Source organism: Ruegeria sp. CDSA221, from assembly GCF_059611825.1.
In genome coordinates this window covers 115,035-134,474 of sequence record NZ_JBXWPK010000003.1, presented here as the reverse complement: position 1 = coordinate 134,474, position 19,440 = coordinate 115,035, and the positions used below count along the sequence as shown (strand labels likewise).

Sequence of the window (19,440 nt, the reverse complement as noted above, 5' to 3'; positions counted from 1 at the left end):
ATGACTGAAGACAGCAAGTTCCATCACGGGGATGCGGTAAAGGATGTTGCGCCGATCGTGCAAATGAAGAATATCGAAAAGCACTTTGGTAACATTATTGCCCTGGCAGGCGTCAGCTTTGACGTCAGGCCTGGCGAATGCCACTGCCTGCTGGGCGACAACGGTGCCGGAAAGTCGACCTTCATCAAGACCATGTCCGGAGTTCACAAACCCACCAAGGGCGAGATCTTTTTCGAAGGCAAACCGCTGCAATTTGACACGCCACGCGATGCGATGGAGGCGGGCATTGCGACCGTGTTTCAGGATCTGGCGATGATCCCGCTGATGAGTGTGACGCGGAATTTCTTCATGGGTCGCGAACCGACCAAGGGCAAGGGATTGCTGAAACGGTTCGATATCGACCAGGCCAATGAGGTCTGTATGGCCGAGATGCGCAAGATGGGTATCAATCTGCGCGGGCCGGATCAGGCCGTTGGAACCCTGTCAGGGGGCGAGCGTCAGACGGTTGCCATTGCCCGGGCGGTTTACTTCGGGGCCAAGGTTTTGATCCTTGATGAGCCGACCTCGGCACTTGGGGTACGTCAGACATCGAATGTTTTGGCAACCATCGACAAGGTGCGCAATCAGGGCGTGGGTGTGGTGTTCATCAGCCATAACGTGCGCCATGCGCTGGCCGTAGGTGATCGCTTTACCGTGCTCAATCGCGGCAAGACTCTGGGCACGGCCACACGTGGAGAGATCACACCCGAGGAATTGCAGGACCTGATGGCGGGCGGTCAGGAAATGGCCCAGCTGGAAGGCTCTTTGGGCGGAACGGTTTAACCGTTCCCCCGTCTGGGCCACAGGCCCGCTAATTTCGAAATTGCAGGAATGGCCGAGATGGCCTTGTGTTGAAAGGTATCACTATGGGCAACACAGTCCGACTGACCGCAGCGCAAGCTTTGGTGCGCTATCTGGGCGCGCAGATGAACGAAGCGGGTGAACCCTTTATCGCCGGTGTCTGGGCCATCTTTGGCCATGGCAATGTGGCCGGGCTGGGCGAAGCGCTGCACGGCGCGAAAGACAGCCTGCCAACCTATCGCGGGCAAAATGAACAGACAATGGCACATTGCGCGATTGCCTATGCCAAGCAGATGCGGCGGACGCGGGCGATGGCGGTGACCTCATCCATTGGACCGGGGGCCACCAATATGGTCACTGCGGCGGCGTTGGCGCATGTGAATAGGTTGCCGGTTCTGATTATCCCCGGCGATGTGTTTGCCACCCGCGGGCCTGACCCTGTGTTGCAACAGATCGAAAGCTTTGGTGATGGTACGGTTAGTGCCAATGACTGTTTTCGCCCGGTCAGCCGGTACTATGATCGCATCTCGCGGCCTGAACATCTGTTGACAGCCTTGCCCCGCGCCTTTCGCACCATGACCGACCCGGCCGATTGCGGGCCTGTGACGTTGGCCTTTTGCCAGGATGTTCAGGCCGAAGCCTATGACTATCCCGAGAGTTTCTTCGAGCCGAGGGTCTGGTATCAGCGCCGCATTCGCCCGGATGAGGCGGAGTTGGCCCGTGCGGTGGCTGCGATCAGATCAGCCAAACGTCCCGTTATCGTTTCCGGAGGTGGCGTGCATTACTCCGGAGCGACGGATGTGCTGCAGAGCTTTGTGGAATCCCACAATATCCCGATCACCGAGACGCAGGCCGGGAAATCGGCGCTGGCCTGGGATCATCCGTTGAACCTTGGCCCGGTTGGTGTAACCGGTGGTGAACCGGCCAACGCCACCTGCGCCGAGGCCGATCTGGTGCTTGCTGTTGGGACGCGGTTGCAGGACTTTACCACCGGGTCCTGGGGGCTGTTTTCCAATCCGAACCGCGAGATGATCTGCCTGAACACAGCCGCCTATGACGCCGAAAAACACGGCGCAATGCCGCTGCAAAGCGATGCGCGTGTCGGGTTAGAGGAACTTGGCGAAGCCTTGCACGGCTACCGGGCCGACCCGGTGGCGGACACGCTGAAGGCAGATTGGTTTGGCAAGGTGGATGCACTGACCGACGCGCCCGGTGACGGAAACGCGTTGCCTACGGATATGCAGGTGGTGGGTGCGGTGCAACGCGCCTCGGACAATAACACGGTAGTCATGTGCGCCGCGGGCACGATGCCGGGTGAGCTGCACAAGCTGTGGAAAGCGCCCCGCCCCGGTGCCTATCACATGGAATACGGGTTCAGTTGCATGGGCTATGAAATCGCCGGTGCAATGGGCATCAAGATGGCCCAGCCTGATCGCGACGTCATCTGCTTTACCGGTGACGGCACCTATATGATGGCGAATTCCGAAATGGCGACGGCGGCGATGATGGGGGTCTCTTTCGCAGTGGTGATCACCGACAATCGGGGCTTTGGCTGCATCAACCGTCTGCAAATGGGCACTGGCGGGGCCGAGTTTAACAATTTGCTGGATCACGCGGTGCACGAAACGCCCTCGGCCATAGACTTCGCTGCGCACGCGGCGGCGATGGGGGCGACTTCGGTCAAGGTGGGCTCGATCGTTGAGCTGGAGCAGGCATTGGCCAAACGTGGCGAGGTCACCGGCCCCTATGTGGTCGTCATAGACACCGATCCGTACCCGTCGACCGAATATGGCGGCACCTGGTGGGAAGTGGCCGTGCCCGAAGTCAGCATCCGCCCGGAAGTGAATGAAAAGCGCGCAGCCTATGAGGTTGCCATCAAGGAAAGAAACACGAAATGAGCGTGAAGATCGGCATCTCTCCGATTGCATGGCAGAATGATGATCTGCCGGACCTGACCGCGGCTTACACGATGGAACAGGCCCTGAAAGAGGCGCGCGAGATCGGCTATACCGGCGTTGAACGCGGTCAGCGGATGCCCGGCGATACCGAAGGTCTGCGCGCCTATCTCGACACCAATGATATCGTCCTGTGTGGCGGTTGGTGTTCTGGGGCTTCTCTGGTTAACGATTTTGCCACCGAGCGCGAGGCCGTGCGCGCGCAGGTCGAACAATTCGTAGCGCTCAACAGCCCGTGCATCGTCTATGCCGAATGTTCGAACACCGTGCAGGGGCAGATCGGGGTCGCGGTTAATGACCGGGTGAAACTGTCCCGGGATGAGGTGTTGGCCTATGCCGCCAAAATCACCGAGCTGGCCAAATGGATGGCTGATCAGGGCATGCCGATGGCCTATCACCACCACATGGGCACGATTATCGAAAGCGAAGAGGATGTGAACTGGTTGATGGAAGGGTCGGGCCCCGAGGTCGGCTTGTGCTTTGATACCGGCCACTTGCTGTTTGGTGGCGGCAACGTGATGGCGACCCTCAATCGGTGGGGTGACCGGGTGCATCACGTCCATTTCAAGGATATCCGTCCGGCGGTCGTACAGGATGTGCGCGAAAACAACCGCAGCTTCCTGGATGCTGTCGTCGCGGGAGCGTTCACTGTGCCTGGCGATGGTTGCATTGATTTTCAAGCCGTGGCGAATGCGTTGAAATCTATGGGTTATAGCGGCTGGATCGTGGTCGAGGCCGAACAGGACCCCGCCAAGGCCCCACCCCAAGAGTATTCCAAGATGGGCTACGACCACATTGTCGATGTCTGCGCTCAGGCAAGATTGGAGATCACCAACTAACAAACCGTCCCAAGGGGCAACACCAAGGCCATGAAGAAGGAGAAAATCATGGTAAGTCAAAGAATTGGATATGTCGGGTATTTTGACCGGGAATCCTGTGATCTGGACGAATTCAAGGTGTTGACCTCTCGGAAACTGACCTCGGACATGGTTCCGCAGGCCGCGATGATCGAAAAGAACGTCCCCGTCTATGACATGAATGCCCTGCGTCCCGCGCTGGAAGATACAGGGCAACGGCGCGCTTTGATGGCGGAATGGGGCCATGTGCTGAACCAATCCGCCGGGGTGATCGCGCTGAAAGGGGCCTATCAGGATCTGTCGGTGATCGACCGGGCGACCGAGGTTTTTCGGCAGATCATCGACGAGGAACGCCAAAGCGGCGAAGGCGAGGGTGATCATTTTGCCGCCTCGGGTGCGAATGACCGGATCTGGAATGCGCTGCAAAAGCACTGCCTGCGCGATCCGGAAGGTTTCTCAAAATACTTCGGCAACGCTGCTGTTGCCACCGCCTGCGAGGCATGGCTGGGGCCGAACTATCAGGTCACGGCTCAGGTCAATCAGGTCCGCCCCAGCGGCAAGGCACAGCAGGCGCATAGGGACTACCATCTGGGCTTTCAGACCGCTGAAAGCGCTGCCCGGTACCCTGTGCATGCACATCTGCTGACGGCGGCGCTGACCTTGCAGGGGGCAGTGGCACATTGTGACATGCCGGTGGAAAGCGGGCCCACCAAACTGTTGCCGTTTTCACAGCTATATCCAGCCGGATATATTGGCTTTCACGACCCCGCGCACAGGGACCACTTTGAGAAGAGCTATCTTCAGGTGCCGTTGAACAAAGGCGACGCGGTATTCTTCAACCCCGCGCTGTTCCACTCGGCCGGCGAGAACCGCAGCACGGATATCGACCGTATGGCGAACTTGTTGCAGATCTCATCCGCTTTTGGTCGTGCGATGGAGGCCATCGACCGCCGGTCCATGGCGCAGGCCGTGCTGCCGTCACTGGTGGCCCTGAAGCAAAGCGGCGAGCTGACTGGCTCCGAGCTGGACGCGGCCATCGCGGCGACGGCCGAAGGCTATCCGTTTCCGACAAATCTGGATACAGATCCCCCGATTGGTGGTAATGCTCCGGAAAGCCAGGCGGATATCTTGCTGCGTGCGGTCGCCGAAGAATGGACGCCAGAGCAACTGACCTCGGCACTTTCGGCGTTGAAGACCCGACAATCCGCCTGACCTTACGAACCGGGCCGTCGTGCCCAGAAAGGAGGCCCCAATGGCCAACCTGCTCAGGAAACCACGCGGCCCCGATGGCAAGGTGCATGACATCACCCCTGCCTCTGCGGGATGGCGCTATGTCGGGTTCGGTCTTTACCAACTACGCGCAGGTGACAAGGCGACCGAAGAAACCGGTGACAATGAGGTCATCTTGGTCATGGTCGAGGGCAAGGCGCATATCACCGGGGCCGGGCAGGATTGGGGTGTGCTGGGTGACCGCATGGATGTCTTTGAAAAGACGCCGCCGCATTGTCTGTACCTGCCCAACGGAACCGATTGGCAGGCTGTGGCGGAAACCGATTGTGTTGTGGCCGTGTGTTCGGCCCCCGGCAAAGGTGGCCATCCGGCGCGACGGATCGGGCCGGGTGGCATCACACTGACCGAACGCGGGAAGGGTGTGAATACCCGCTATATCAACAATATCGCGATGGAGGCCGAAGACGTCGCTGACAGCCTGCTGGTGACCGAGGTCTTCACGCCCAACGGCCACTGGTCCTCCTACCCCAGCCATCGCCATGATGAAGATGACTTTCCTCGCATAACCTATCTGGAAGAGACCTATTACCACCGTCTGAACCCCTCGAACGGGTTCGGCATTCAGCGGGTCTATACCGATGATGGCGATCTGGACGAGGCTATGGCTGTATCTGATGGCGATGTCGTGATCGTCCCGCGCGGGCATCATCCCTGCGGTGCGCCCTATGGGTTTGAGATGTACTACCTGAACGTCATGGCCGGCCCATTGCGGAAATGGCGCTTTGTAGCCGCCCCCGAAGTAGAATGGATCATGGAGCGTGACGCATGAGCGCGAATTTTGCGAATTACCCCGGTCTTGCGGGAAGAACAGTTTTTATCACCGGCGGGGCCGGTGGGATCGGCGCCGAAACGGTTCGCGCCTTTGCCGCCCAGGGGGCCAGGGTCGGGTTTGTGGATCTGAACGCAGATGCGGGCCAAGCGCTGCTGGCGGAGCTGGACGGGCAGCATGCCTTTGCCCAATGCGATTTGCGCGACATAGATGCGCTGCAAGAGGCATTCGGGCGGCTGGTCGCCGCGCTGGGCGAAGCGGATATTCTGGTTAACAACGCCGCACATGACGAACGCCACGACTGGCGCGAAGTGACGCCGGGATATTGGGATGACCGAATGGCCACCAATATCCGCCATATGTTCTTTGCCATCCAATCGGTTGCCCCAGGCATGATTGCCAAGGGCAAGGGGGCCATCATCAATCTGGGATCGAATTCCTGGTGGGAATGCGGGGCAGGATTCCCGGCCTATGCCACCGCCAAATCTGCCGTTCATGGCCTGACCCGTACCATGGCGCGCGAGTTGGGCGACCATCGCATCAGGGTGAACACGGTAGTTCCGGGCTGGATCATGACGGAGAGGCAAAAAGAGTTATGGGTGACACCCGAGGCGCTGGCCAAGCAGGTGGATCGTCAATGTCTGCCGGACCCGATTGAGCCGGTCTATGTGGCGCGCATGGTCCTGTTTCTGGCCTCGGACGACGCGGCCATGTGCAGCGCGGGGAACTTCATGGTCGAAGGCGGCTCGATCTGAGGTGATGCCGCTTGGCGATGCGCTTCCGGTCGACTGGTAACTTGACGCCCTAATGCTGCGGCGGGGCGCCAAAGGCACGGATCACGGTGCGGGCAGCTGCCTCAACCGGGTCGTGCGTTTCCTTCAGGATCGTGACGCGGTCAAACCGTTCAGGATCACGATTGACGGCTTCACGCATGGCATTTCCGAATGCCATACGCAGCTCGGTTCCTATGTTGAACTTGCAGATCGAGGTCTCGCGCGCCAGCTTCATACGCTGCTCTACCGGCACACCGGACCCGCCATGAATGACCAAAGGCACTTCGGTCACGGCATCGATTTCGGCGATACGCGCCTCATCCAGGCCACCTTCTTTGTTTTGCTGCAAGTGAACATTGCCAACCGAAATCGCCATCGCGTCGACGCCGCTTTCGCGTGCAAACTTCGCGGCTTCCTCGGGGTCGGTACCATTTGAGCCTTCGCCGCCGGAATACCCCACAAAGCCGATCTCTCCCTCGCATGAAATCCCTGCCGCATGGGCCATTTCGGCAATGGCCGCGGTCTCATCGATGTTTTGCTGCAATGGCTTACGCGACCCGTCGAACATCAGCGAGGTAAAGCCGCTGTCCAACGCGATTTTGCAGTCCTCGAAGGTGTACCCATGGTCCAGGTGGGCGACGACGGGGACAGAGGCGTTTTCGGCCAGATAGCGGAACATCTTGCCCAGAACGGGCAGGGGGGTGTGCTCGCGGCAACTGGGTCCGGCCTGCAGAATCAGAGGCGCGTTTTCGGCTTCGGCTGCGGCCACATAGGCGCGCATATCCTCCCATCCTAACGTGACCAGGCCGCCCACGGCATAGCCTTGTTCATAAGCCGGTTGCAGAACGTCTTTCAGTGTGGCGAGGGTCATTTGAATTTTGCAATCATGTCTTTGATGCCCGGTATGGTTTCGATCTGATAGGCATGGGTGGGTTGGAAATACTGGACTAGCGAGCGTTGGGTCAGGCCGCCGAGGATCGTGAAATAATACATCTCATACCCCGGCAGGACGCAGCAGGGGTGATAACCCTTGTCGATACAGACGGTCGATCCGTCCATGATATGATAGGCGTCGCCCGGTTCGTTATCCTCGCGCTGCAGCATCTGTAGGCCAGAGCCCCAGTTGGGTTTGAAACGGAAATTATAGGTCTCGTCATGGCGGGTCTCATCCGGCAGGCGGTTGGTATCGTGTTTGTGGCTGGGAAATCCCGACCATCCCCCCTGACCCACGGTGAACAACTCACTCACCAGCAGACGGCCCACCTTGTCATGCTGTTTCTGGCCCAGGATGTGCTTGATCTTGCGGTGGGTTTTGGTGTCGTCGCTGCCGTACTGCACCAGATCGTGCTGGCGGACATCGAACGGGTCCAGCACCTTGTCGTATCTGGCGCCCGCGATGAAGACTTCGGTGTGGTCCGAGGCGCAGACGATCTGCACCTTGGCGCCAACGGGTGCATAAACGCCCTCTGGCTCTCCATCCCAGACATCCTCTCCTCGGTTGCCCAGCTTGGCAAATTGCACGCCTTCGACATCCACATCGACCGTACCTGTGGCCGGGACGATGCAGGTCTCATACCCCGGCACTTGATATTCGAACGCCTCGCCCTGTTTCAGTTTGACGATGTTGAAATAGTTCAGGGGCACCATTGGGTCATCGGCATCCACGATGGGTTTGTTCTGGTTCTCATAGGGGGCGATATGCATTGGGATCTCCTATGCCGTGGGGCCGGGATGGGTGGCCAGAAACGTGTCTAGCTGTTCGGTAGTCGGCATAGCGGGCGCACAGCCGGGTTGAGACACGACGATCGAGGCGCAGGCCGAACCGCGCATCACCGCGTCCTTCAGCGAGTACCCCGCTGCAACCGAGGCCAGTAACCCGGCCATGAAACTGTCACCTGCGCCATTCGGCTTGACGGCAGTCACCGGATAGATGCCTGTCTGAAATTCCTGCCCGTCCATCAGCGTGATGGCGCCTTTTTCACCCATTTTATAGATCACCACGCGGCCTGGTTTGGCCGCCAGTTCCTGCGCCTTGGCAAACCCTTTGTTTATCCCGCCCGCCATGAAACCGAATTCTTCGTCATTGCCTACGATCAGATCACTGGCGTCACCGGCGCGGGACAGGACCTCGGACGCGACTTCGGGTGAGGGCCAACTGTAAGGGCGATAGTCTATGTCAAATATTACGGGCACACCGGCCTTGCGGGCCGTATCGATGGCCCGGAATGTGGCGCTGCGCGAAGGCTCGGCCGCAAAGACGGTTCCGGCCGAGATCACAGCAGAGAAGGAGCTGAAATCGACCTGGTCCATATCCTCTTCGGTGACTTGGAAATCGACTGCGCCATTGCGGTATATGACATTCTGGAAATCTTCTGTCCGGCTTTCGTAGATTGCCAGCGACATGCGGTATTCGCCCCTTACAACCCGTATGTTGGACGTATCGACGCCGTAATGCGCCAGCCGGTTCAGGCAGAACCGCGCGACCGCGTCGTCAGATACCGAGGTGATCAGCGACGCTTGACTGCCAAGCTTGACCAGACCCACACATATATTTGCCGATGAACCGCCCAGATCGGCCCGGAACGCGTCGGCATCCTCACTTTTCTCGCCGATGGGATCGGCAAACAGGTCCATGCCCGCACGACCCAAGACGCCAAAGCGGTTTCCTTTGATACCGTCCATCAAAGCGGTCACGTCATTTCCTCCGGCGAAAAGGGTCGGCAAGGTGTGTTGATCCTTGCGTTGAATCGATTCACACGATACTGATTTTGCAACCGGTTGCAAATGATATGTGCGAGGCCGCGGCAGATGCCTGAAATTGGAATTGGAATTGTTGGCGGCGGCTATATGGGCAAGGCCCACTCCGTCGCGATGTCAGCGGTAGGTGCGGTGTTCGACACCGCGCTGCGCCCGCGGCTTGAGGTGATCTGTGCCTCGACATCTGCAAGCGCGGAAGTCTATCGCGCCGCCTACGGGTTCCAGCGCGCCACCGATGACTGGCGCATGCTGGTCGAGGATCCAAAGGTCGAGGCCATTGTGATCGCCTCACCTCAATCGACACACCGTCAAATCGCTGAGGCGGCGTTTGCCCTTGGTAAACCGGTGCTGTGCGAAAAACCCTTGGGGGCGTCCTTGGACGACAGCCGCGCGATGGTGTCGGCAGCCGAGGCCACAGGTGCAATCAACATGGTCGGGTTCAACTATATCCGTACGCCCGCTAGCCAATATGCGCGTCAGCTTATTGCTGAAGGGGAAATCGGTCAGGTCACATGGTTCCGTGGCGAACATACCGAGGATTTCTATGCCGACCCCGAGGCCCCAGCAACCTGGCGCACAACGGGAATGGCCAATGGAACCATCGGCGATCTTGCTCCGCATATGGTGAATGGTGCGTTGGCGCTGATCGGGCCGATCACTCAGGTTATGGCCGATGTGGAGACGGTGCACCGGCATCGCCCCGGCGGCGAAGTTACCAATGATGATCACGCGCAGATGATGTGCCGTTTTGAAAGCGGGGTCATGGGCAACCTCTATTTCAGCCGTGTCGCAACGGGTCGCAAGATGGGCTACGCCTATGAAGTCTCGGGTACCAAAGGTGCGATCCGGTTCGATCAGGAGGACCAGAATGCCTTGTGGCTGTATCGCCGCGAAGGTCCCGAAGCTGCACGCGGTTTTACCAAGATCCTGACAGGCCCTGCGCACCCGGATTACGAACCTTTTTGCCAGGGTCCGGGGCACGGCACAGGATATCAGGATCAGATCATTATCGAGGCCAAGGATTTCCTGCAGGCCATCCATTCTGGGCAGAATATCTGGCCCACCTTCCGCGATGGGCACGAGGTGAACCGCGTTCTGGCGGCTGCATTGGCATCGTCAGACGGGCGGCAATGGACAGATATCAGCGATTTCTGAAAGCTCACCACCCAATTTCCAAAGAGAGACTAAGACCATGACTAAGCTGAAATGGGGCATGATCGGTGGCGGTGAAGGCAGCCAGATTGGCCCTGCGCACCGCCTTGGCGCACAGGCCGATGGGCTGTTTGAGTTCGCTGCCGGAGCGTTGGACCACCGCCCCGACGTGGGACGTGAATATGCACAGCGTTTGGGCGTTGCAACTGATCGCGCCTATGGCAACTGGCAAGAGATGCTAGCCGGTGAAAAAGACCGTAGCGACCGCATCGATCTGGTTACCATCGCGACACCGAACTCGACCCATTTTGAAATTGCCAAGGCCTATCTCGAGGCGGGTTTTAACGTTCTGTGCGAAAAGCCGATGACGATGACCGTGGACGAAGGCGAAGAGATCGTGCGCATCGCCGAAGCATCGGGCAAGCTATGCGCCGTGAATTATTGCTATTCGGCTTATCCGATGGTGCGCCAGGCACGTGCAATGGTGAGGGTCGGGGATATCGGCAAGGTGCGTCTGGTCGTGACGAATTTCAGCCACGGCCACCACGGGGATGCCACTGACGCCGACAATCCACGCGTGCGCTGGCGGTATGATCCGGCGATGGCCGGTGTCTCGGGGCAGTTCGCGGATTGCGGTATACACGCGCTGCATATGGCCAGCTTCATTTGCGATGATGAGGTCACGTCGCTGTCCGCCGACATGGCCTCGACCATCTCAAGCCGCGTGCTGGAGGATGATGCCATGGTCAACTTCCGGACAGAGCGTGGCACCGTCGGGCGCTTGTGGACTTCGTCCGTTGCGATCGGGCGCCAACATGGGTTCGACATTCAGGTCTTCGGTGAAACCGGCGGTCTGCGCTGGACCTCGGAACAGCCCAACCAGTTGCTCTATACACCGGTCGGCGGCCGCACACAGATCATTGAAAAGGGCGAAGGTGGCTTGTACGAGGACGCCCAGCGCCTGTCGCGGGTGGCCATCGCACATCCTGAAGGGTTTCCCTTGGCTGTGGCCAACATCTATTGCGATCTGGCCGATGCCATTCGTGGCGAAACCCGCGACGGGTTGCCAGGCGCAGCGGATGGGGTGCGGTCTATCGCAGCGGTCCATGCTGCCGTTGCGTCGGGCAATGAAGACGGAGCCTGGAAGGATGCGCGCCCCCCTATGTTCCGCTGACTAGGTGCGGGGGCGCAGCGTGCCCCTTTCGACTACGCGGCAGGGGAAAATGCGGGCCTCGGGATAACGCTCGGGGTCTTTCAGCATCTCTTCCACCAGATCCACAGACGAGGTGATGATTTGCTTGATCGGTTGGTGGATGGTTGTCAGATTTACGCTTTCCCAACGCGACATCTCCATGTCATTCAAGCCGATGATCCCGATATCCTTGCCCGGTTTCAGCCCGTGATCCGACAGGGCGGACAGCGCACCGACGGACAGAATGTCATCGCCGCAGAAATAGCTTTCGGCTGGTTGACCCTTTAGCAAATCCAGCATTTCCGCGCGCCCCGCCTCAAATGAATAGGCCCCGGCGAAAGAGTATGTGACCTCAAGATCAGGGTGCTTTTCGGCCTCTTCCATAAAGCCCTGATATCGATCCATGGCCGAGGTCGCATCTTTTGGCCCGCCGAGATATCCAACGCGCCGATAACCCCGCGCCTTTAGCTCGCGGGCTGCCATGCGACCACATTCGACATTGTCGATCCCGACGACATGTACCTCTGGTGAGGTCGCCGAGCGCCCGAACGTATGCACAACCGGAACACCGGCATCGTGAAACGCCTTGGCGAAACTTGGCGGCAGGGTCGAAGAGGCCACGATGGCAGCGTCAACAGAATACTGGCGCAGCATCCGAACGGAATTGGCAGGCTCGGTCTCATCGGTCAGGTTCACGATCAGGGGGCGCAGACCGCGTTCCTGCAAAGCGCGCGTGAACTGATCGAAGACTTCAAGGAAAATCGGGTTGTGAAAGTTGTTCGAGATCAGCCCGATCAGCTTTGTCCGTCCCGTGGTCAGGGACGAGGCCAGGGCGTTCGGGCTGTAGCCCAGTTCAGCAGCCGCCTTTTCCACCTTGCTTCGGGTTTTTGCCGAAACCGAGGCACCCTCGGTAAAGGTGCGCGACACGGCAGAGCGCGACACCCCGGCCAGAGCTGCGACGTCTTTTAGGGTGACGCTCATGTTTCGTACCTGCAGAAGAAAGGTGGGATGACAGACATTTTCATGTCGTGATACTAAGCCAGTTAGTCTGGTGGCTGCAATCGGTTGCAAATGATTGCTCGTTTGACGCGGGGCCCGGTTTATTGACCCCGAGCAGCTTCTCACCAATCGATTCTTTCTGACGGGAGATCAGGTAAATCTGCTGCCGCGCACCGTAAATCGGTCCGCGATTTGACACATTTCCGCCCAAAATGATCGAAAATTCGCCCTAAGCGGGAATTTCTTTTCGTTTGTGGGGAGGTTTCGGCACCGCCTCATCAGTAACGATTTAGTTAACGGGGGTGTGTTCCTCGTGTCAGTGCGGGATTTCGCACTTTGGTAAAACAGTCTGGAGTTCAAGTAATGTTGAATGGAATTCGCAAAGTATTTCTGAAGCTACGCAAAGACGAGCGCGGCGCGACCCTTGTTGAATATGGCATCGCGCTGTTTGTTGCGATTGTCGTCGGCGGGACAATTCTAACCAATTTGGCTGCCACGACCAGTAGCAACTTTAGTGATGCAAACTCGTCAGCCAAGCGGACAACAACCCCTTAAACGGCGGGCCGATTTTTCTAGCATTAAAAATCTGACTTCCCACTCGCAAGCGTGGGGCGTCAGTTTCCTACCAGACCACCTTTGATTTGCATAAGCGGTCTGTTTGGCCAGTCAGGCCCAATTAAGTAATTATCCTGAGTTTTCCCGGGAATTGGAGGATACCATGCGTATTAAATCATTTTTGATGACTTTCCTGGGAATAGGTTTGGCGGGTGGCGCAGTCATTCTGGCACAGGATCAGATCCGACGGAATCAGTCAGCGGGTGAACCAACCATAGTTCGTGTTGTGGCCGTGGCCGAAGATATCGCGTTCGGAACGCCGATCGAAGGGCACAAGCTGACGACCATTGATTGGCCTACTGCATCTGTGCCTGCAGGTGTTTTTACAAGCTTTGATGATGTCCTGCCCGCCGCAGGCATAGAACCTCGCCGGGCCAAGCGCGCTTTGGCGCAGGGCGAAATTCTTTTGACCTCGAAAGTTTCCGATTTTGGTGAGAAAGTGACAATCGTTCAGACGATTGGCGAGAATAACCGCGCGATGGCGATCAATGTCGACGCGCAGACAGGGGTAGGCGGATTTGTTACGCCTGGCGACTTTGTCGACATTGTTCTGACCCGCGGCACCAATGATACACTGCGTGCAGTGACGATCCTGCAGAATATCCGGGTCATCGGCGTGGACCAAACCGCGGATGAAGAGCTTGACCAACCCGGCATTGCCCGCACGGTTACGATCGAGGTCACCCCGGATGAAGGTCAGAAGTTGGCTCTGGCGCAGAAGGCCGGGCAGCTCAGCCTGTCTCTGCGGTCTCTGCAAACAGAAGAGGATAAGCCGCTGGAAGCGGTTCGCCTCAGCGACATCCTCCTTGAAAAATCACCGCTAGAAGAGGGCACGCCCAGGCCGATTGTGAAAGTTCGCCGTGGGGCAACCGACGTTCAGGAAATTCAGGTCTTTGGGAACACCAGTGCAACAACTGAGCCGGTGAACTGAGGTCAGGTTGGTCTTTCGAGGGAGGTTGATATGACTTCGCTACGCAAAATCAGGGACAAAGAAGACGGCACAATTCTGGTTTTCGTCGGCATGTTCATGGTCGTCATGATCGGAATGGCTGCACTGACTTTTGATCTGGGGCGTATCGCCTCTACCCAAACTGACATGCAAGCCTATACCGACCACGTGGCGCTTGCCGCCGCAGGAGAGCTGGATGGCAATGCTGACGCCATTACACGTGCAACAGCTGCGGCATCCGGCATGATCGACGACGAACAGTTTTTCGCGGATGGCAGCCAAAGCCTTGGAACTTCGGCGGATTTTTCGCTTCGCTTTCTGACCGGATTGCCGACTCCGGCGGCAGACCCAGACGATAACGACTCGGTTACGCCCTTTGTGACGACAGACCCGGCGCGTGCCGTCTTGGTCGAGGTGACCGCGACACCACGGACTGTTTTCCTGCCTTTTGGCCGATCGCTGGCCAGCTTGCTGGGTGTCGCCGGCCCGTCCGGAGAGGTGAATTCAGTCTCGATCGCTGGGTATTCAGCATACGCCTGTGACGTAACGCCGTTGATGTTCTGCATCCCGTCGGGCTGGACCTCCAGCGCCAATATCGGCGCTTCCATCAAATTGCGTACTGGCGGCAACAACTCGGCCTGGGGGCCGGGGAATTTCGGATTTCTGGATCCAACGGATATCGGGATCAATCCAAACGGGCCATGCGCCGGTCTAACCGGCTCAAAGCTGTATATCTGCCTCATTGCTGCGAATGGGAACCTGACTAAATGCGTGTCTCAGCGCGGTGTCGACACCGAACCCGGTCAGCGTAACGGGATTGGCAGCGCGATCTACAATTCGCGGTTCGATATGTTCCAGGCGACCATGAACCAACTGAAGAACGATCCAGACTATGCGCCGGGTCCAAATGTGATTTCAGGCTGGGACCATTCTGGCGGGGGCTGTGTGAAAAACAACCCGGACCCGTCGACCAATACTATTCCCATGCCGCCGGATGATTGCTTTGACCCGGTGAGTGGTCTTTGCAATGGCAGCCGTTTTGGCGATGGTAACTGGACGTCAGGGCAAGCGGCTTACAATCTTATGAATTATGGAGTTGGACCGGACGGTACGCTGACACCGCATGCGCAGGGTGCACCGACAGGAAACACCCGGTATCAGGTATATCTGGATGAGGTCAGCCGGGCCGGGTCAGGCGATATCGTCACCGGACGGGACGAGACCGGCCGCGCCCAATGTTCAGGCCAACCCAGCACCGATCCCGAGCGGCGTACGTTCATCGCCGCAGCGATTGACTGCACCGCGAATCCGGTTTCCGGGCGGGCCACCGATGTGCCGGTGAAAGAATTCGTAAAAGTCTTTCTGTTTCAGCCACTTGAAGAATCCACAGGCTCAGATTTCGACATCTTCGTCGAGGTGGTCAAACAGGTTGGCGGCGGAGTTGGTGGCAGTGCCGTTGATGGCATTTTCCGCGATGTCGTGAGGCTGTACCGATGAAGCCGCTGGGTCGCTTCCTCTCACGCTTTCAGCGCTGCGAGTCTGGCGCGCCGATGGTCGAGTTCGCCATGGTTCTGCCGGTTATCTTGCTGTTCTTTGTTGTGATCATCGAGGGCAGCCGGATCACCTGGATACATCAGGCGACATCTGCCGGCGTACGGGATGCGTCACGCATGATCGCTCGCATCGCACCGCTGGATCTATGCAGCGCGGGCGGCGTCGCAAGCTATGATGCAATGGCCACAGATATTGTCGCCAACCGACTGGGCGGTGGGGCGCATTTGCCGGTCGGAACAACGCTGGTGGATGTAACCCCGACCTGCATATCGCGGTCTGGCAGCTATCGTATTGACCCGACCTCAGTGGTCGAAGTGACCGCGAAAATCCAGATTGATTTTATCCTGGGCAATGTTCTGGGCCTGTTCGGCGGGGCTGTTAGCACGCTTGACACGGTGATTTCGGATCAGAGCCGGGTGTTCGGCGTATGACCCGGTTGTCGCATATCCTGCGGACCTTCCGGAGTCAGGAGCGTGGCGCTGCCCTGGTCGAATTGGGGATGGTCATTCCACTGTTCCTGTTGCTGATGTTCGGCATTGTGGATTATGGCCGGTTGTTCTGGTCGACTACCATGGCGCAGAAGGCGATGCAAAAAGCATCCAGGCTGGCAACTCTTGGGCCTCCGCTTTGCGGCGCGTTGCCGACCGAGCACACGCTGGCAAGCGGCGCTCCTACAAGTACGAAATTTGGGGTGCTCTGCCGCAGTGGCAATGTCTGTGCCGTGCCTGCCCTGCCTGCGCCTTGCCCTTTGAATACCGCGACGGATTACGGCGCACGTGTCTGGAATGATATCCGCATGTTGCTGCCACCGGGAACGACTGCCGCCAACGTACAGATCGGATATTCGCATGACGCGCGCCTTGGATTTTTAGGGGGGCCATATACGCCGGTCGTTACCGCCGAACTTGTTAACGTAAACTTTAACTTCATGATGCCAATCGCCGGTCTGGCCGCTCTTGCGTCGAACGGCACAACACCTGCGTCAAATACCCCCAACAGTATTTCTCTTCCCGCGATGAGCACATCGGTTCCCGCCGAAGATCTGGCGGCCGGGGCGAGTGAGTAAGGAGAAACATAATGAGTGCCAAGCAGATTTCAGTATTGTTGATTTCACCGGACGAGCAGATTTACTCGGCCATCGAAGGCTCGTTGCGGGGGCAGGCGAACTGCCGGTTCACCGGTCGTCAGGACACCGTTGCGGGGGTAAACGGCTCTGCGATCTCGCTGACTGCAGAGCATGATGTTGTTCTGTTCGATGTGGATGAGAATTCCGGGGACCTACTGCAAACCGCACGGAAAATCTGTGATGCCCGTATGCCAAATGCGATCATCATTGCGTTGGCCCACGAGGATCTGCCCTTGGAAAAGGCGCGCCAGCTGAAAAAGCTTGGTGTCGACGACGTTCTTCCGAGAAAGTGGATCGACGAGGAAATTGTGCCGCAGGTGGACGCAATCCGGGCCCGCCGTCAGGCGCAGTTGCCGGCCGTGTGGGGCGGTCAGGCAACCCTGGGCAAAGTGATCGCCGTGGCGAAATCCCGTGGTGGGGTTGGATCGTCTATCGTCGCTGCCAATCTGGCCAACGAGCTACAGGCCAAGGAAGGGTTCTTCAAGAAGAAAGCCGCCAACGAAGTCGCGGTTGTCGATTTGGATTTTCAGTTCGGATCTATTGCCGCCCTGATGGATGTTGAGGAAAGTGACGCCATGTGGCGGATGGCGATGGATGAGAGCATTCCCGATGGCGCCTTTCTGGAACAGGCCATGACCAAGTCCCCCTGTGGGGTTGATGTTCTGGCTGCACCGTCGCGCTTTGGTCCCCTTAGTGCCATTAATGAAGAACAGATCTCGGCCATTTTGGACAGCCTTAAACGCAGCCATGATTATGTGATTATTGATCTGCCGCGAGCTCTGGTCGAGTGGATCACGCCGGTTTTGTCCCAAGCCGACCGGCTGCTTTTGGTAACGGATGTCGCAGTGCCTTCGATCCGGTCAGCGCGGAAATTGATGGATTTCTATCACGCCGAAAACCCGGCCTTGGAAATTCAGCTGGTTGCGAGCCTGGAAAAGAAACCCCTGATCCCGGCCGCGCACCACCGCGCAGCGGCAAAGTTGTTGGAACAGGATTTCGCCCACTGGGTTCCCAAGGATGAGCGAACCGTTCGTGAATGCGTGGACCGGGGCGTACCTCTGCAAGAGGTCTCAAATCGGGCGCCTCTGACACGGGCCATCCGTCGCATCGCGCAGGAAACCACAGTTTCTCTGCCGCCACGCGTGGGCAAACAGTAAATCGAAGTCCGAAGATGTGAAGATTAGTTAAGTAAAAGGTAAAGCAGAATGTTTCGTGAATTTGACAGAACGGGTCGCACAACATCCCAATCCCCAAAAGTTGTGCCGTTGGACACGAAACAGCCGAACGGAAATGTTGCTGATATCGAGGTCAAGAACGCCGAGCGCCGTGCCATGGAGCGAGAGCGCGAGATGGACCGTATTGACCTCAAGGCCCGGATGCACAACTCGCTGCTTGATAAGCTGAATCTGGCTGTGATCGACAAGGTCGAAGAAGACACATTGCGGGGCGAAATCGGCAAACACGCAACTGATCTGTTGCGGTCCGAGGGCCGGGCCATGCGGTCCGAGGAAATCAAGCTTTTGGTCGAAGAACTGATGCACGAGGTGCTTGGGCTTGGGCCACTGGAGCCTTTACTGGCCGACCCTTCGATCAACGATATTCTGGTGAACGGTCACAAGCAGATTTTCGTCGAACGTTCAGGTATTCTGGAAAAAACCTCGGCGCGTTTTCGGGATGAACGCCATCTGCTGCGGATCATCGACAAGATTGTCAGCCGTGTTGGCCGTCGTATCGATGAACGCCAGCCCTGGGTGGATGCGCGGCTTGAGGATGGCAGCCGTGTAAACGCGATCATTCGGCCCTGCGCGCTGGACGGGCCAGCCTTGTCGATCCGTAAATTCGCGCGCGTACCGCTGACGATGGAGCGGTTGGTTAAGAACGATGCATTGAATGACAGTGCCGCGGCGTTGTTGCGCGGTCTGGTCGAGGCAAAGATGAATGTCCTGATTTCCGGAGGAACCGGATCAGGTAAAACGACGATGCTGAATGCCTTGTCTTCCTATATCGGCGGCAACGAACGGGTCGTGACCATCGAAGACGCTGCTGAACTGCAACTGCAGCAGGAACATGTTCTCCGCATGGAGACCCGCCCAGCCGGTTTGGACGGGACCGGCGCTGTGGCCCAGCGTGATCTTGTCCGCAATGCGCTGCGGATGCGCCCTGACCGTATTGTGGTCGGCGAGGTGCGCGGATCAGAGGCCTTCGACATGCTGCAGGCGATGAATACCGGCCATGACGGTTCGATGACGACCGTTCATGCCAACAGTCCACGCGATGCGCTGTCTCGAGTCGAGCAGATGGTACAGATGGGCGGGATGGAGCTGCCGCATTCGGCGATCCGGGCCACCATCGCTTCGGCCATCCACTTTGTGCTTCAGTTGAACCGACTGTCAGACGGGACGCGCCGGGTTACTTCGATCTCGGAAGTGACTGGAATGGAAGGCGATATCATCACCATGCAGGACATCTTTGTCTTCAAGCGTGAAGGCAAGGATGAAAACGGCAAGGTTCTGGGCCGGTTCATGCCTACGGGAATTCGGCCAAAATCCAGTGATGCACTGGCGGCTGCCGGGGTCGACCTGTCCACCGTCAAGTTCAACTAAGGAGGTCCG

19 protein-coding genes are annotated in these 19,440 nt (G+C 58.1%); 15 read left to right on the top strand and 4 right to left on the bottom strand.

Going from position 1 to position 19,440, the window contains the following annotated elements; translation table 11 throughout:
* The 6 genes from AC2FJ5_RS05565 (at position 1) to AC2FJ5_RS05540 (ending at position 6,466) form a co-directional block, all read left to right on the top strand.
* Positions 1–822, top strand: a complete 822-nt coding sequence (locus AC2FJ5_RS05565) for an ATP-binding cassette domain-containing protein (protein WP_142635708.1) — start codon at positions 1–3, stop codon at positions 820–822.
* 83 nt (positions 823–905) lie between these two features.
* Complete coding sequence (iolD, locus tag AC2FJ5_RS05560) at positions 906–2,738, top strand: 3D-(3,5/4)-trihydroxycyclohexane-1,2-dione acylhydrolase (decyclizing) (protein ID WP_496792731.1); 1,833 nt, start codon at positions 906–908, stop codon at positions 2,736–2,738.
* A complete protein-coding gene (gene iolE, locus AC2FJ5_RS05555) occupies positions 2,735–3,634 on the top strand; it encodes a myo-inosose-2 dehydratase (protein ID WP_496709151.1) in 900 nt (299 codons plus the stop codon). Before iolD ends, iolE begins: the two co-directional genes overlap by 4 nt.
* A gap of 48 nt (positions 3,635–3,682) precedes the next feature.
* Entirely contained in the window at positions 3,683–4,864 is a 1,182-nt protein-coding gene (locus tag AC2FJ5_RS05550; RefSeq protein ID WP_496792730.1) for a phytanoyl-CoA dioxygenase family protein, read from the top strand.
* Positions 4,865–4,904: 40 nt separating this feature from the next.
* Complete coding sequence (iolB, locus tag AC2FJ5_RS05545) at positions 4,905–5,711, top strand: 5-deoxy-glucuronate isomerase (protein ID WP_496792729.1); 807 nt, start codon at positions 4,905–4,907, stop codon at positions 5,709–5,711.
* On the top strand, positions 5,708–6,466 hold the full coding sequence (locus AC2FJ5_RS05540) for an SDR family NAD(P)-dependent oxidoreductase (RefSeq protein WP_496792728.1): 759 nt from the start codon (positions 5,708–5,710) through the stop codon (positions 6,464–6,466). Before iolB ends, AC2FJ5_RS05540 begins: the two co-directional genes overlap by 4 nt.
* A gap of 49 nt (positions 6,467–6,515) precedes the next feature.
* Here the strand turns inward: AC2FJ5_RS05540 and AC2FJ5_RS05535 are convergent, their stop codons facing one another.
* Genes AC2FJ5_RS05535 through iolC form a run of 3 tightly spaced genes read right to left on the bottom strand, consistent with a single transcriptional unit; the run spans position 6,516 to position 9,166 of the window.
* Complete coding sequence (locus AC2FJ5_RS05535; RefSeq protein WP_496696273.1) at positions 6,516–7,355, bottom strand: class II fructose-bisphosphate aldolase; 840 nt, start codon at positions 7,353–7,355, stop codon at positions 6,516–6,518.
* On the bottom strand, positions 7,352–8,188 hold the full coding sequence (locus AC2FJ5_RS05530) for a 5-deoxy-glucuronate isomerase (protein ID WP_496701653.1): 837 nt from the start codon (positions 8,186–8,188) through the stop codon (positions 7,352–7,354). Before AC2FJ5_RS05530 ends, AC2FJ5_RS05535 begins: the two co-directional genes overlap by 4 nt.
* A gap of 9 nt (positions 8,189–8,197) precedes the next feature.
* Positions 8,198–9,166 (bottom strand): 5-dehydro-2-deoxygluconokinase, encoded by a 969-nt coding sequence (iolC, locus tag AC2FJ5_RS05525; RefSeq protein ID WP_271948662.1) that lies wholly within the window; start codon positions 9,164–9,166, stop codon positions 8,198–8,200.
* Positions 9,167–9,292: 126 nt separating this feature from the next.
* Between iolC and AC2FJ5_RS05520 the strand changes: the two genes are divergently transcribed.
* Both AC2FJ5_RS05520 and AC2FJ5_RS05515 read left to right on the top strand, forming a co-directional pair.
* Positions 9,293–10,396, top strand: coding sequence for a Gfo/Idh/MocA family protein (locus AC2FJ5_RS05520; protein WP_271948259.1), 1,104 nt, complete (start codon positions 9,293–9,295; stop codon positions 10,394–10,396).
* Positions 10,397–10,433: 37 nt separating this feature from the next.
* Positions 10,434–11,567 (top strand): Gfo/Idh/MocA family protein, encoded by a 1,134-nt coding sequence (locus AC2FJ5_RS05515; RefSeq protein ID WP_271948257.1) that lies wholly within the window; start codon positions 10,434–10,436, stop codon positions 11,565–11,567.
* Here the strand turns inward: AC2FJ5_RS05515 and AC2FJ5_RS05510 are convergent, their stop codons facing one another.
* A complete protein-coding gene (locus tag AC2FJ5_RS05510) occupies positions 11,568–12,566 on the bottom strand; it encodes a LacI family DNA-binding transcriptional regulator (RefSeq protein WP_496792726.1) in 999 nt (332 codons plus the stop codon).
* 381 nt (positions 12,567–12,947) lie between these two features.
* On the opposite strand from AC2FJ5_RS05510, the gene AC2FJ5_RS05505 reads away from it, so the two are divergent.
* From AC2FJ5_RS05505 to AC2FJ5_RS05475, 7 genes are all read left to right on the top strand, one after another.
* Entirely contained in the window at positions 12,948–13,139 is a 192-nt protein-coding gene (locus AC2FJ5_RS05505; RefSeq protein WP_496792725.1) for a Flp family type IVb pilin, read from the top strand.
* 163 nt (positions 13,140–13,302) lie between these two features.
* Complete coding sequence (gene cpaB, locus AC2FJ5_RS05500) at positions 13,303–14,130, top strand: Flp pilus assembly protein CpaB (RefSeq protein ID WP_142635731.1); 828 nt, start codon at positions 13,303–13,305, stop codon at positions 14,128–14,130.
* 30 nt (positions 14,131–14,160) lie between these two features.
* Positions 14,161–15,645: a pilus assembly protein TadG-related protein gene (locus AC2FJ5_RS05495; RefSeq protein WP_496792724.1), complete on the top strand. Its 1,485-nt coding sequence runs from the start codon at positions 14,161–14,163 to the stop codon at positions 15,643–15,645.
* Entirely contained in the window at positions 15,642–16,133 is a 492-nt protein-coding gene (locus AC2FJ5_RS05490; RefSeq protein ID WP_271948250.1) for a TadE/TadG family type IV pilus assembly protein, read from the top strand. The genes AC2FJ5_RS05495 and AC2FJ5_RS05490 overlap by 4 nt, the downstream gene beginning before the upstream one ends.
* Positions 16,130–16,768: a TadE/TadG family type IV pilus assembly protein gene (locus AC2FJ5_RS05485; RefSeq protein ID WP_496706319.1), complete on the top strand. Its 639-nt coding sequence runs from the start codon at positions 16,130–16,132 to the stop codon at positions 16,766–16,768. Before AC2FJ5_RS05490 ends, AC2FJ5_RS05485 begins: the two co-directional genes overlap by 4 nt.
* Before the next feature lie 11 nt (positions 16,769–16,779).
* A complete protein-coding gene (locus AC2FJ5_RS05480; protein WP_496691718.1) occupies positions 16,780–17,985 on the top strand; it encodes a CpaE/TadZ family protein in 1,206 nt (401 codons plus the stop codon).
* Positions 17,986–18,033: 48 nt separating this feature from the next.
* Entirely contained in the window at positions 18,034–19,431 is a 1,398-nt protein-coding gene (locus AC2FJ5_RS05475) for a TadA family conjugal transfer-associated ATPase (protein ID WP_496691717.1), read from the top strand.
* Positions 19,432–19,440: the final 9 nt, after the last annotated feature.

Coding starts and splice junctions, on each gene's coding strand:
- AC2FJ5_RS05565 (WP_142635708.1), top strand. CDS start 1: ATGACTGAAGACAGCAAGTTCCATCACGGGGATGCGGTAAAGGATGTT.
- iolD (WP_496792731.1), top strand. CDS start 906: ATGGGCAACACAGTCCGACTGACCGCAGCGCAAGCTTTGGTGCGCTAT.
- iolE (WP_496709151.1), top strand. CDS start 2,735: ATGAGCGTGAAGATCGGCATCTCTCCGATTGCATGGCAGAATGATGAT.
- AC2FJ5_RS05550 (WP_496792730.1), top strand. CDS start 3,683: ATGGTAAGTCAAAGAATTGGATATGTCGGGTATTTTGACCGGGAATCC.
- iolB (WP_496792729.1), top strand. CDS start 4,905: ATGGCCAACCTGCTCAGGAAACCACGCGGCCCCGATGGCAAGGTGCAT.
- AC2FJ5_RS05540 (WP_496792728.1), top strand. CDS start 5,708: ATGAGCGCGAATTTTGCGAATTACCCCGGTCTTGCGGGAAGAACAGTT.
- AC2FJ5_RS05535 (WP_496696273.1), bottom strand. CDS start 7,355: ATGACCCTCGCCACACTGAAAGACGTTCTGCAACCGGCTTATGAACAA.
- AC2FJ5_RS05530 (WP_496701653.1), bottom strand. CDS start 8,188: ATGCATATCGCCCCCTATGAGAACCAGAACAAACCCATCGTGGATGCC.
- iolC (WP_271948662.1), bottom strand. CDS start 9,166: ATGGACGGTATCAAAGGAAACCGCTTTGGCGTCTTGGGTCGTGCGGGC.
- AC2FJ5_RS05520 (WP_271948259.1), top strand. CDS start 9,293: ATGCCTGAAATTGGAATTGGAATTGTTGGCGGCGGCTATATGGGCAAG.
- AC2FJ5_RS05515 (WP_271948257.1), top strand. CDS start 10,434: ATGACTAAGCTGAAATGGGGCATGATCGGTGGCGGTGAAGGCAGCCAG.
- AC2FJ5_RS05510 (WP_496792726.1), bottom strand. CDS start 12,566: ATGAGCGTCACCCTAAAAGACGTCGCAGCTCTGGCCGGGGTGTCGCGC.
- AC2FJ5_RS05505 (WP_496792725.1), top strand. CDS start 12,948: ATGTTGAATGGAATTCGCAAAGTATTTCTGAAGCTACGCAAAGACGAG.
- cpaB (WP_142635731.1), top strand. CDS start 13,303: ATGCGTATTAAATCATTTTTGATGACTTTCCTGGGAATAGGTTTGGCG.
- AC2FJ5_RS05495 (WP_496792724.1), top strand. CDS start 14,161: ATGACTTCGCTACGCAAAATCAGGGACAAAGAAGACGGCACAATTCTG.
- AC2FJ5_RS05490 (WP_271948250.1), top strand. CDS start 15,642: ATGAAGCCGCTGGGTCGCTTCCTCTCACGCTTTCAGCGCTGCGAGTCT.
- AC2FJ5_RS05485 (WP_496706319.1), top strand. CDS start 16,130: ATGACCCGGTTGTCGCATATCCTGCGGACCTTCCGGAGTCAGGAGCGT.
- AC2FJ5_RS05480 (WP_496691718.1), top strand. CDS start 16,780: ATGAGTGCCAAGCAGATTTCAGTATTGTTGATTTCACCGGACGAGCAG.
- AC2FJ5_RS05475 (WP_496691717.1), top strand. CDS start 18,034: ATGTTTCGTGAATTTGACAGAACGGGTCGCACAACATCCCAATCCCCA.